Source organism: Paraburkholderia sp. BL21I4N1 (assembly GCF_002973525.1).
Classification (GTDB): domain Bacteria; phylum Pseudomonadota; class Gammaproteobacteria; order Burkholderiales; family Burkholderiaceae; genus Paraburkholderia.
In genome coordinates this window covers 456,033-468,774 of record NZ_PVEN01000003.1, presented here as the reverse complement: position 1 = coordinate 468,774, position 12,742 = coordinate 456,033, and the positions used below count along the sequence as shown (strand labels likewise).

The following is a 12,742-nucleotide window of genomic DNA, read 5'->3' as shown; positions in this document are numbered from 1 at the left end:
AAATGGCAGCGGATCAATCCTCGCGAGATGGCGCCTCGACGAGCGTTGTGCCCTCCGTCCCCCACCCTGGGACACTCGGGTAGTAGCGAGTCGAGCGACCCGCACCGACCTTGTCCAGAATGCCCATGTTTTCAAGTTCGATCAGCTCGCGCGACGCGGTGGCCCGTGAGGTGCTGCCGACGCTCTCGTATTTCCTCGTGTTCATGCCGCCTTCGAAACCATGCGGACCGGCATCGAGCAGCAGGTTGACGACTTTGCGTTGTCGAGTGGTCAGCACCTTGTCCCGATGGCTCATCCAGAAAAGGGCTTTACCAAGCGCCGCGTCCATGACACTGGACGCTTCTTCGCAGGACACCCGCACTTGCTCGACGAACCATAGGACCCACGCGCTCACGTCCAGATCGCCATGCTGGGCGCGCTTGAGCTGCTCGTAGTAGTCGCGGCGCTTGTCGAGCAGGCGCTGTGAAATACGGATCAAACGGCTGATCTCGCCGTTTTCGCGCGCCAGCACGAGGTCAATGAGCACTCGACCGACGCGACCATTGCCGTCCTCGAATGGATGAATCGTTTCGAACCACAGGTGAGCGAGCGCCGCCTTGACCAGACTGTCGTGCTCGGTCGTGGCGTTGAACCAGTCCAGGAATTGCTGCATGTCGGCCGGGACGCGGGCCGACGACGGCGCCTCATAGTGCACCCTTTCGCGCCCCAGGCGCCCACTGACAACTTGCATCGGCTCGGCATGCTCGCGGTAGGCCCCGACAAGAATTTTCGTCATACCGGAGTAGCCGGTCGGGAACAGCGCCGCCTGCCAGGCGCACAAGCGCTCGTGCGTGAGTGGCGCGTCTCTTTGCAGCACCGCGTCGTCCATGATGTCGAGCAAACCTTCGACGCTTCGAGGTGCATTGGCGCCGTCCTGATTTCCGACACCGAGTCGCCGTGCCACGGACGAACGCACCGCGGTAAGGTTGATGCGCTCACCTTCGATAGCGGCCGTCGCGACGGCGTCCTGGCTCCAGGCTTCGGCAGCGAGTTCGAGGCGCTGCTCGAAGCCCAGACCGGCCAGCTTGCCTTCAACAATGCCTTGAGCCCGGTGCGCGCGAGCCAGTTCGGCGCCGACCTGAACGAGGTCATAGTGCATGCCGGGCCACGTGGGGGCTTGCCAGATAAAGGAATGTGTCGGAGACATGGCGCTGGATGAGCCTTGAGTCGATTGCCGGGTTTATTCGACTCATAGCGTGAGTCGAATTTGAGTATAGTCGACTCTGAGGCGATTAAGCGTCTAATCGACTCAAATTGCGAGTCGATTAGACGTTCAACGATAAATGACCCCCGAGAGGCGGCAGGACATAAAAAAGCCTCCGTCAGTCATCAACTGACGGAGGCTTTTGGCAGAATCGGAATCCAGTTCGGCAGGTCAGGCGACAAGCCTGGTCCGAACCCTTACCCGTTGATCACATCCGCGCCCTTCGGCACCGTGAACTTGAACGCATCCGCCGGCAACGGCGGGTTCTTCTGAATGTTCGAGAAGGTCAGCAGCGTCACGTTGCCGAACACGTCGTGCAACTCCATCGCTTCGAGATTGCCGTCCTTGAAGCCGATGCCCACGCGTTGGAACTGCGTGTCTTTCGCTTTCGGCGTCAGTTCGAGCCAATCGATGCCGGCCTTTACGCCCGCGTCGCGCAGCGTGAAGTTCTTGTCCAGATCGTTGCTGCCGAACAGAATCGCCGCCGGGCTTGCACCCAGCGCGCCGCCGAGGCTGCGCACCGTCACCTGATTCAAATCCTTGTCGTACACGTAGAGCTTATCGCCGTCCGCCTGCAGCAGTTGCGCATAGGGCTTCTCGTATTGCCAGATGAACTTGCCGGGACGCGCGAACGTGAACGTGCCGCTCGACGTACCGGTCTTGCCGGCGCCGCTGGTGGACAGCACGCCGCTCGCACCCTGCGCCTTGCTCGGCGCACGCACTTCCTGCTGCACGAAGGTGCCGCGCGCCGAATGCACTTGCGCGACGAACGCCTTCAGTTGCTCGGTGCCGCTCGCGAATGCCTGCGACGCCACCAGCATCGACGCGCCGATCGCCACGCTGCCGACGCCACGCACAAACGTGCGCGCGAGTTGGCCGATACGGCTGGATTGAGCACTCTGTCGAGCCTGCTGCTGCGCGAATAGCTGCATATGTTTTTCTCCCTTGATTGAATTCGTTGAGCGGTCACGGCGGTGGGTTTGCACCCGGCGGCCGCGCCGTTCGGCTCGTTCTGGCTTGGCTCGGCTCGTCGCGGGGCGGTGATACCGTGCAACCGCTGAGCTTGCCCTAAGCCATATAGGGCTAAGCCTAGGCGCCGAGCCTTAAACGGGCCTTAGTGCGGCGCGACATGATGCGGCGTGGCCGGACAGCGAGTACAACGGGCTTGGCGACGCGGCGGCCACCGCACGAACGCGCCATGCCAAAACCACCACGCGGCCTATTCCGCTTCCCGAGCCGGCGCGAGAATCTCGCGATTGCCGTTCGACGACATGCTCGACACCACGCCCGAGTTTTCCATCTGCTCGAGCAAACGCGCCGCACGGTTATAGCCGATGCGCAAATGCCGCTGCACCAGCGAGATCGACGCGCGACGGTTCTTCAGCACGACGTCGACCGCCTGGTCGTACAACGGGTCCGACTCGCCGTCGCCCGCTCCGGTTCCGCCAGCGCCCGCCGAACCTTCGTCGCCCTCGCCCGTCACGCCGCCTTCGAGAATGCCTTCGATGTAGTTCGGCTCGCCTTGCTCCTTGAGCTTATCAACCACGCGGTGCACTTCCTCGTCCGAAACGAACGCGCCGTGCACGCGCACCGGCAAGCCGCTGCCCGGCGGCAGATACAGCATGTCGCCCATGCCGAGCAGCGATTCCGCGCCCTGCTGGTCGAGAATGGTGCGCGAGTCGATCTTCGACGACACTTGGAAGGCCATGCGCGTCGGCACGTTGGCCTTGATCAGGCCGGTGATCACGTCGACCGACGGCCGTTGCGTGGCAAGAATCAAATGGATCCCGGCCGCGCGCGCCTTCTGCGCAATCCGCGCGATCAACTCTTCGACCTTCTTGCCGACCACCATCATCAGGTCGGCCAGTTCGTCGATCACGACCACGATATTCGGCAGGCGCGACAGCGGTTCCGGATCATCCGGCGTGAGGCTGAACGGATTCGGCAACTTCTCTTCGCGCTTGGCGGCTTCGTCGATCTTGTTGTTGTAGCCGGCGAGATTACGCACGCCCAGCTTGCTCATCAGCTTGTAGCGGCGCTCCATTTCGGCGACCGCCCAGTTGAGCGCGTGACCGGCCTGGCGCATGTCCGTGACCACCGGACACAGCAGATGCGGAATGCCTTCGTAGACGCTCATTTCGAGCATCTTCGGATCGATCAGGATCATGCGGACCTGGTCGGCGCTCGCCTTGTACAGCAGCGACAGGATCATCGCGTTGATCCCCACCGACTTGCCCGAGCCGGTCGTGCCCGCCACCAGCAGATGCGGCATCTTCGCAAGGTCGGCGCACACCGGCTTGCCGCCGATATCCTTGCCGAGCCCCATGGTGAGCGGCGACGCGGCATCCGCATAAACCGCCGAGCCGAGAATCTCGGACAGGCTCACGGTCTGGCGGCGCTGATTCGGCAACTCCAGCGCCATGAAATTCTTGCCGGGAATCGTTTCGACGACGCGGATCGACACCAGCGACAGCGAGCGCGCCAGGTCTTTCGCCAGACCGACAATCTGGCTGCCCTTCACACCCGTGGCCGGCTCGATTTCATAGCGCGTGACGACCGGCCCCGGATAAGCCGCGACCACGCTCACTTCGACGCCGAAGTCCTTGAGCTTCTTCTCGATCAGCCGCGAGGTGAATTCGAGCGTGTCGGCGGAAATGGTTTCCTGCGCGACCGGCGCGGCGTCGAGCAGCGAGATAGGCGGCAAGGTGGAGTCGCCCGGCAGATCGGTAAACAACGGCACTTGCCGCTCTTTCTCGACGCGCTCCGACTTGGCCGGCGTGACGACCGGCGGCACGATCACGACCGGCTCGTGTTCCTCGATCCGCACGCGGCCCTTTTCGACCTTACCTTCGCGCTTCACGGCGGCCGCTTCGCCCAGCTTGCGGTCACGGCCGGCCTCGCGGCGCAGCTTCGCGAACGTGACGGCGGAAATGATCGACTCGCCGACCTTTTCCGACACCGACAGCCACGAGAAACGGAAATACAGCGACAAGCCGATCGCGAGCGCGATCAGCAAGGCCAGCGTGCCGCCGGTGAAACCGAGCGCATGCGAGACCCCGCGCGCCACCGCCTCGCCGATCACGCCGCCCGGCGCGCGCGGCAACTGCACCTTCAGCGACCACATGCGCAGCGCCTCGATACCGTCGCAGGCAAGCAGCACGAGCATGAACGCGAACGCGTCCGCGAGCCAGGTCGCGTCGCGCGGCTTGTCTTCCTGCACGTCTTCGTTACGGGTGATGCGCTTGTAGTTGGCGGAGATATGGCGGCCGAGCAGCACGATCCACCAGTAGGCGGACAGGCCGAACAGCAACAGCAGGATGTCCGACGTCCAGGCGCCGACACGGCCCGCCCAGTTGCCGATATGGTCGACCTGCGCGGCGTGGGTCCAGCTCGGGTCGCGCCGGCTGTAGCTGACGAGCGCCATGAGCAGGAACACGCCGAGCGCCACCTGCAGGATCCAGCGGATTTCGGTGAAAAGGCGCGACATGCGGTGCGGCAATGCCTGCGCGCTCGCGGAATAGGGAGCTTTTGCCATTGATCCTGTTGCGTGTGGGGCCACGTACGGCCGATTCCCGGCTGGCGCCTCGCCCAGCGCGGCTTCGGGCCCGCTCGCGGCGACCGGAAACTTCGATCCGGCCTATTGTAAACGCACTGTCCCGCGCAAGGCTGTAAATGACGGTAACTTGGCCGATTGGTGACACCGACGCGACGCGGCTCGCGCGGGCAACCCTATCGGCGCGATCGGAAAGCTTCATGGAGCAGGCTCGCGCCCCGCCCTTTATAATGCCCGACTGACACCCATCTACAGTTTCAGCTCAGGTCGCACGGCCTCGCATGGGCGAGCCGGGCGCCGTAAAAGGATTCGATCATGCCCGCTACTTCCACGAAACACGCCAAGGTTCTGATTCTCGGTTCCGGCCCCGCCGGCTACACGGCCGCGGTCTACGCGGCGCGCGCCAACCTGGCGCCGGTGCTGGTCACGGGTCTCGCGCAAGGCGGTCAGTTAATGACCACGACCGACGTCGAAAACTGGCCGGCGGATGCCCACGGCGTGCAAGGTCCGGAATTGATGACGCGCTTCCTGGAGCACGCGGAGCGCTTCAACACCGAGATCCTGTTCGACCACATCCACACGGCCAAGCTAGACGAAAAGCCGATCCGCCTGATCGGCGATTCGGGCGAATACACCTGCGACTCGCTAATCATCGCGACCGGCGCGTCGGCGCAGTACCTCGGCCTGGCGTCGGAAGAAGCGTTCATGGGCAAGGGCGTGTCGGCTTGCGCCACCTGCGACGGTTTCTTCTACAAGCAGCAGCACGTGGCCGTGATCGGCGGCGGCAATACCGCGGTCGAAGAAGCGCTCTACCTGTCCGGTATCGCGAAGAAGGTGACGGTGATCCATCGCCGCGACAAGTTCCGCGCCGAACCGATCCTGATCGACCGTTTGCTGGCGAAAGAGAAAGAAGGCCTGGTCGAGATCAAGTGGAACCACACGCTCGACGAAGTGACCGGCGACCAGACCGGCGTCACCGGCCTGCGCATCAAGCACGCGCAAACCGGCGCCACGGAAGACATCGCGCTGCAAGGCCTGTTCGTCGCGATCGGCCACAAGCCGAACACGGACATTTTCGCGGGTCAACTGGAGATGAAGAACGGCTACATCATCACCAAGGGCGGCCTGAACGGTTTCGCGACCGCCACCAGCGTGCCGGGCGTGTTCGCCGCCGGCGACGTGCAGGACCACGTCTATCGTCAGGCGATCACCAGCGCCGGCACCGGCTGTATGGCCGCGCTCGACGCGCAACGCTACCTGGAAACCATCGACGAGATGGCCGGCGAACACGCCATGAGCCAGGAAGCCGAACGTTGATGCAAGGCGCCGGGCGGCAACGTCTGGTGCAACGGTAAAATGGCGGCTGGGCGTGGCCCGGCCGCCTGCCAGATAAAAGGCCGCGGCTGACAAGCCCGCGGCCTTTTTCGCGTCTGCGTCAGGCGTCCTGTTTCATGCGTCTAGCGCGGTCATGCCGCTCGCGATCAACGTCGCGCGATCGATCTCCCTGTCTGCGTTGTCTTCCCGATATGCCGAAAAACCAGCCGCATCCCAACGAACCGAAGCGCGCCCGCACCGTCGCCAGGGCGGCACCGGAACCCGCCGTCCCCGTCGCCCAGGCGAAGCTCGAACCGGCGGCCGGTCTTGCCGGCCTCGGCGCACTGCGCGACGCGTTGAAGGGCGAAACGCAACGGCGCGACCGCGAGCGCGCCGCCGCCGTGGTCGCGCAGCGCGAAGCAACGGCCGACGCCGATCTGTTCCGCCGCGAAATCGGCGCGGTCGCGCCGCTGGCGGTGCCGCCACGCGCCACGCTGCCGCGCAATCCTCCACCGCCGCTACCGGTGCAAACCAGACTCGACGAAGAAGCGGTCCTGCACGAAGCAATCTCCGACGAGTTCGATCCCGAGGTACTGCTTGAAACCGACGAGACGTTGTCGTATTGCCGCCCCGGCGTCAGTCAGGAAGTCGTGCGCAAACTGCGGCGCGGCGACTGGATCGTGCAGGCGCAAATCGACCTGCACGGCATGCGGCGCGAAGAAGCGCGCGAGGCGCTGGCCGAATTCATCCGCGAATCGGTGAAGCGCGGTTTGCGCTGTTTGCGCGTGATTCACGGCAAGGGTTTGGGTTCGATCGGCAAGGAGCCGGTGCTGAAGGGCAAGGTGCGGGCATGGCTCGTGCAAAAGTCCGAGGTCATCGCGTTCTGCCAGGCACGTCCGCATGACGGCGGCGCCGGTGCGGTGGTCGTGCTGTTGCAGCCGGGCGCGTTGCCGGCGCACGCTAAATCCTGAGGCCGCCGCGGTGATCCATCCGAGGTTGACGCTGGCGCTGACTCTCATGGAAGCGCTGGCGATTTTCGCGTACGCGATCTCCGGGTTCATCGAAGCGCGTACCCGCCGGCTCGACGCGGTCGGCACCTTCCTCGTGGCGATCGCCACGGCTTTCGGCGGGGGCACGTTGCGCGACGTGCTGCTGGAACGTCGGCCGTTCTACTGGGTCGAGCATCAGGGTTATCTGATCGCGATCTTTGCGATGTCGCTGTTCGCGCCCATGCTACTTAAGATGACATCGCGCCTGCTGTCCGAGCGCGTGTTGCTGGTCGCGGATGCCATCGGCCTGGGCCTGTTCAGTGTAGCGGGCACGTCGATCGCGCATGACGCGCAGATGCCGTGGTTCACCGCCGTCATGATGGGTGTGCTGACCGGCGTGTTTGGCGGCGTGATTCGAGACGTGCTGTGCAACGAAGTACCGCTGATCCTGCGCGACTCGCGGCCGTATGCGACCTGCGCGTTCGTGGGTTGCTGGCTGTATGTGCTGCTCGACTACGCGAACGTCGATACGGTGTATAGCGTGTTGATCGCGACGGGTTTTATCCTGCTCGCCCGACTGCTGACCTTCAGGTTCAACGTACGGTTACCGCACTGACGGTGATGGCGTCGACCGAACGCAATCGCCGTATCAAATGCTGAAACAAGCGCTGTATCACCCGCGAGCGCAAATGCAAATGCCAACGCGGACGATACAGTGCCCTTCACGCTGATCTTTTCACTCTCACTTATTGGTGGCCAGCGCGCCCGCGCTCTTCGAGCCGCCGAACAGCGCCGTCAGATAGGCGGAGTTGTTGTTCATCGTCGCCATCAGCGTGTTCAGTGCGGTGAACTGACTCTGATACTGCTTGGTCAATGCCGTTGCGTAGTCGGCGAGCTTGGACTGCTGCGCGGTGACACTCTTCAGATCGGCGTTCAACGCGCTGTTGCGCGTGTCGATGATGCCGCCAGTCCGGGTGAATTCCGTGATGCTCCTGTTCAGCTTCGCGCCGAGCCCGTCGGTCGTGTTGAACAGTTGCGCCACGCGCGCCGGCGCGGTGTTGAGCGCCGAGCTCAGCTTCGCGTTGTCGATCACCAGCGTGCCGTCCGCCGGATCGCCCTTCAGCGTGATGCCGACATGCGCCAAGCTCACCGTAGCAGTGCCCTTGCCCACCCCACCGCCGATAATCGACGCCAGCGAATTCTTGATGGTCTGCAGCGTCGAGTCGCCGAGCAGCGCGCCGCCCGTCTTCGACGTTTTGTCGTAAGAGGACAGTTTGTTGACCGTCGTGACGACCGTGTTGTACAGGTTCGCGAAATTCGTGATCGCTGTGTTCTGCGCGGTGGTGTCCGGCGCGATGGTCAGTGTCTGCGTGGTGCCGATGGCGTCGCGCGACAGATTCAGCGACACGCCGGAAATCGCGTCGGTCACGGCGTTGGTCGCACTGCGCGCGTCGATCCCGCCGATGGTGAGCAGCGCGTCCTGCGCGGCTTCGCTCTGACGCCACGCCTTGGTGCTATCCGACGAGACAAACGTGGACGCCGCGCCATCCGCGCCGGGTGTCGACTTGACGCCGAGCGCCGCGAGGCCCGCGTCGTTCTGCACGTTGCTGGTGGTGACGTCGATCGTATTGGCGGCGCCCGTGGTGGCCGCGCGCAGCACAAGGTGCGCGCCGCCCGTGCCGGTCACGATCGTGGCGGTGACGCCCGGGTTGTTGCTCGCCTTGTTGATCGCGTCGGCAATGCCGCCGAGCGTGTTGTTCTTGCTGTCGACCGTGATATCCATCGACTTGCCGCCGACCGCAATGCTCAACGTGCCGGTGCCCAGTTGCGTGGTCACGCCGAACGCGGCGGACGCCAGGCTCTGCGACGTGGCGATCTGCTTAACCTCGACGGCGTAGCTGCCGGGCACGGCGCCGACGCCGGCTTTCGGGTCGAGTCCTTTACCGCTGGCCGTGGCCGCGAAGGTCGACAGCGTGGTGCCGTCCGACAGATTCTTGATCGCCGCCTGCAGCGCGCTCAGCGCCGAGGTCAACGCGCCATACGCGGACAACGTGGTGTTGTCGGTGGTTTGCCGGGCTTGCAACGCCGCCGACTGCCCCGCCGTCTTCGCATTCACCAACGCCGACACGAGGCTCGCGACGTCCATGGTCGAATTGCCGGTCGACCCGCTGATGATGGATTGCGCCGCCTGCTGCACCTGGTTGCGCGCGCTGGACGTCGCCTGATTGACGGACGTGTTGTTGATCGTTGACATGCGTTGGCTCCGTGCGTCGAGTGGTTCGTGATCTCTGGTTCGACGCCCCGGGCCTGTTCAGTTGCGCCCTCTATCCGGTCACATCGGCGTCGCTTACATTTTTTTCAAATGTTACATCATATTTCTTGATACGGATGTGACAATTTCCCGGAAATAACCCGGTTCAATTCACATTGAATTTTGAAAAATGGGAGATTTGAGCGCTTTGCGCTCAAAAATAGACGTGGTGCGGTGCAACACCACTTTTGGCGGGAATAGCGACACCCGGCGCCTGGCGCGTCCCGGATGGTTGAAGCCGGCGGAGCGGCGCTGCCTCATCGCAGCGTGCCCCGCCGTAATGACGTCAGCTCGTATTACTGGAGGAGCTTCAGAACTTGCTGCGGGTTCGAGTTAGCTTGCGCCAACACCGAGATACCAGCCTGTTGCAGCACTTGCGCCTTGCTCAGGTTCGCCGTTTCTTGTGCGAAGTTGGCGTCCGTGATTTGCGATTGTGCCGACGACAGATCGGTCGACTCAGCTTGCTGCGACGTGGCGATTGCCGTGAAACGGTTTTGCGCGGCGCCCAGCGATGCTTGCAGGTTGTTGACCGTAGCCAGTGCGTTGTCGATCGACACCATGGCCTGGTTCGCACCCGTCACCGTGCTGATGTTCAGGTTCGACACCGTCGGCGAGCTGTTGATCGCGTTGATCTGCGCCACTGCCGAAGCCTGAGCGGCCGAACCTGCGCCTGCCGTCGTCGTTGCCGCGGCTTGGAGCGCCAGTGCCGTACCTTGCGTACCCGTACCCGCCGTTGCGCCCGAACCGAGGATCGCGGCTGCGACGGTTTGGCCGATCGCCTGGTTGTTCTGGTCGGTGAAGGTGTAACCGCCCTTGCCGTCCGACAACACGTTGATTGCCGTGATCGCCGGGCTCGCTGCCGACGTGTAAACACCGGCCGTATCCGTGCTGACCGACACCGTGCCGACGGTTTGACCCGTTTGCACCAGGCCGCCACCGATCTTTGCTGCCGACATCGACTGGCTCAGGTTCAGGCTGATGGTCTGGCCAACGTTAGCGCCGACCTGGAACGTCACGTTACCTGCCGAGCCGTCCAGAATGTTCGTGCCGTTGTACGTCGTTTGCGACGCGATACGGTTCACTTCCGAGATCTGCGCCGACACTTCCTTCTGCAGCGCAGCCTGGTCGCTCGTCGACAGCGTGCCGGTCGATGCCTGCACAGCCAGCTGGCGAATACGTTGCAGGCTGGAGGTCAGCGACGACAGTGCGCTCGATGCCGTTTGAATCATCGACACGCCGTCGTTGGCGTTCGACACGCCCTGATTCAGACCGTTGATCTGCGTCGTCATACGCGTCGAGATCGCCAGACCTGCTGCGTCGTCGGCCGCGCTGTTGATGCGCTTGCCCGAAGACAGACGCGTAATGGCTTGCGAGAGAGCGCTTTGCGAGCCGTTCAGGTTCTGTTGCGCAACCAGCGAGTTGATATTGCTATTGATTCCGAGCATGGAAGATCTCTCAAATAAGCATTGGATTTTTTACCGACATCGGCAACGGCGGAATCATTCAATTGATGTCTACCGCATCACCAATGACGGCCTCGGCCAAAAAAACTTGAGAGATTTATCGAAATTTGACTTAAATAAGTTTTGTCGATATCTGTCAAGCCCAGCTCATTGCATTGGCCATCCTAACTAATTGGCAGAATTTCCCCGGCTGAGCCTCGCCCAGTCAGCTTCGCGAGCCAAAGCTTCAGCTCGCGAAGAAAAGCCCTTTGACAATAGACACTTATCGCTTCGCGCGACCATCGCGCAAATTTCTTGAATACGCCATTTTCAACAACATCGTGGCCGCTTAAAGATTCATTAATGTCTGATCGACGGTCTTTTGCGTCTTGATCGTCTGCGCGTTCGCCTGATAGTTGCGCTGCGCGGTAATCAGCTTGACCAGTTCGCTGGTCAGATCGACATTCGAGTTTTCCACCGCGCCGCCTTGCAGCACGCCGTGGTTCGTCGAACCCGGCGCCGAAATCTGCGCGACACCCGACTGCGAAGTCTGCTGGAACTCGTTATTGCCGAGGTTCACCAGACCGTTCTGGTTCGAGAAGTTTGCCAGCACGATCTGGCCGAGCGCGGCGGTTTGCTGGTTCGAGTAATTGCCGGTGAGCGTGCCGTCGGCGGCGATCGTGAAGCTTGTCAACGTGCCGGCGGCGTAGCCGTCGGGTTGCAGCGTGTTGACGCCGTTCTTGCCGCCGTACTGCGTCGTGCCGCCGATGTTCAGCGTCAGGTTCTGCGGCGTCGACGAACCGTCCGTGGTCGGCACGCCGAAGTTGAACACGAACGGCGTGGTGGTGGCGATGCCGTTTTTGTCGGTCGTGCCGAGCAGCGTGCCCGATGAGTTGAAATTCGCGTGGCCGATCAGTTGCGCCGCGCCGCTCGACGGACCCGCGTAGACATTCCACGCGCCGGCCGCCGTCTTGGCGAAGTACATGTTGACCGTCTGCGAACCGCCGAGCGAATCGTAGACCGTCGTGCTGGTCGAGTAGTTGTAGGTGGTCGAGCTGTTCTGGTTGAACGCGATCGGCGTGGGCGCGATCGTGTAGCTGTCGTTCGTGGCCGGCAGCCCGTTGAACGTGATGGTCTGACCGTTGCCGAGAGGGATCGCCGTGCCGGCGGTGTAGGTGCCGGTGGTCGACGTGCCGAGCGTGTTGTCGGTCACCGTATAGGCGGTCGCGCTCGTGAACCTGACAGTGTAGTTGTCGTTGTTCGTGCCCGAAGCCGGATGCGTGATGGTCGCGCCGGGCGTGGTCAGCGTACCCGTGTTTGCGCCGGGTGTGACGGTCGGCGTGCCGAGCATCAGTTTGTCCTGCGCGTTCAGATTCAAACCGGCGACGATCTTCGTGGTGGCTTGCGGCGCGATATTCGCGGTCGGCACGCTGAGCGGCACGGTTTGCGCGGTGTTGACGACACCCGCGCCGTTCGCGCCGAAACCCATCAGCTTCAGGCCTTGCGCATTGGTGATGAAGCCGTTCTTGTCGAGCTGGAACACGCCGTTGCGCGAGTACACCTGCGTCCCGTTGTTCGACAGCTGGAAGAACCCGTTGCCGTTGATCGCGACGTTGAGCGCCTGGTTGGTGCTGTTGATCGTGCCTTGCGAGAACTGCTGCTGCACTTCGGCGAGCCGGGTGCCGATGCCAACCTGATTGCCCACCGCCGTTGCCACCGAATTGGCGTACATGTCGGCGAACTGCGCGGAACCGCTCTTGAAGCCGACCGTGTGCGAGTTGGCGACGTTATTGCCGATCACGTCGAGATTCTGCGACGCGGCCGTCACCCCACTCAAACCTTGCTGGTATCCCATCGTGGTCTCCGTTCTGGAAAATCGTAACTTCGGTG

9 protein-coding genes are annotated in these 12,742 nt (G+C 62.9%); 3 read left to right on the top strand and 6 right to left on the bottom strand.

The genetic code is table 11. The features are described 5' to 3' along the window. Window positions 1-13: 13 nt before the first annotated feature. The 3 genes from B0G83_RS11565 to B0G83_RS11555 all read right to left on the bottom strand — a co-directional run bounded on the left by B0G83_RS11565 (window position 14) and on the right by B0G83_RS11555 (window position 4,778). Window positions 14-1,186, bottom strand: coding sequence for a Fic family protein (locus B0G83_RS11565; RefSeq protein ID WP_105507552.1), 1,173 nt, complete (start codon window positions 1,184-1,186; stop codon window positions 14-16). Window positions 1,187-1,440: 254 nt separating this feature from the next. Continuing rightward, a complete protein-coding gene (lolA, locus tag B0G83_RS11560; RefSeq protein WP_105507551.1) occupies window positions 1,441-2,175 on the bottom strand; it encodes an outer membrane lipoprotein chaperone LolA in 735 nt (244 codons plus the stop codon). 287 nt (window positions 2,176-2,462) lie between these two features. Beyond that, a complete protein-coding gene (locus B0G83_RS11555) occupies window positions 2,463-4,778 on the bottom strand; it encodes a DNA translocase FtsK (protein WP_105507550.1) in 2,316 nt (771 codons plus the stop codon). 333 nt (window positions 4,779-5,111) lie between these two features. On the opposite strand from B0G83_RS11555, the gene trxB reads away from it, so the two are divergent. The 3 genes from trxB (at window position 5,112) to B0G83_RS11540 (ending at window position 7,715) form a co-directional block, all read left to right on the top strand. Further along, on the top strand, window positions 5,112-6,113 hold the full coding sequence (trxB, locus tag B0G83_RS11550) for a thioredoxin-disulfide reductase (protein ID WP_105507549.1): 1,002 nt from the start codon (window positions 5,112-5,114) through the stop codon (window positions 6,111-6,113). Between the two features lie 209 nt (window positions 6,114-6,322). After that, window positions 6,323-7,081, top strand: coding sequence for a Smr/MutS family protein (locus tag B0G83_RS11545; protein WP_105507548.1), 759 nt, complete (start codon window positions 6,323-6,325; stop codon window positions 7,079-7,081). Between the two features lie 13 nt (window positions 7,082-7,094). Continuing rightward, on the top strand, window positions 7,095-7,715 hold the full coding sequence (locus B0G83_RS11540; protein WP_105507701.1) for a trimeric intracellular cation channel family protein: 621 nt from the start codon (window positions 7,095-7,097) through the stop codon (window positions 7,713-7,715). A gap of 126 nt (window positions 7,716-7,841) precedes the next feature. On the opposite strand, the gene fliD is transcribed toward B0G83_RS11540, so the two are convergent. From fliD to B0G83_RS11525, 3 genes are all read right to left on the bottom strand, one after another. Further along, on the bottom strand, window positions 7,842-9,353 hold the full coding sequence (fliD, locus tag B0G83_RS11535; RefSeq protein ID WP_105507547.1) for a flagellar filament capping protein FliD: 1,512 nt from the start codon (window positions 9,351-9,353) through the stop codon (window positions 7,842-7,844). Window positions 9,354-9,706: 353 nt separating this feature from the next. After that, window positions 9,707-10,855 (bottom strand): flagellin, encoded by a 1,149-nt coding sequence (locus tag B0G83_RS11530; protein ID WP_105507546.1) that lies wholly within the window; start codon window positions 10,853-10,855, stop codon window positions 9,707-9,709. A 346-nt stretch (window positions 10,856-11,201) separates the two neighbouring features. Next, entirely contained in the window at window positions 11,202-12,707 is a 1,506-nt protein-coding gene (locus tag B0G83_RS11525; RefSeq protein WP_105507545.1) for a flagellar hook protein FlgE, read from the bottom strand. Between the last annotated feature and the right edge of the window lie 35 nt (window positions 12,708-12,742).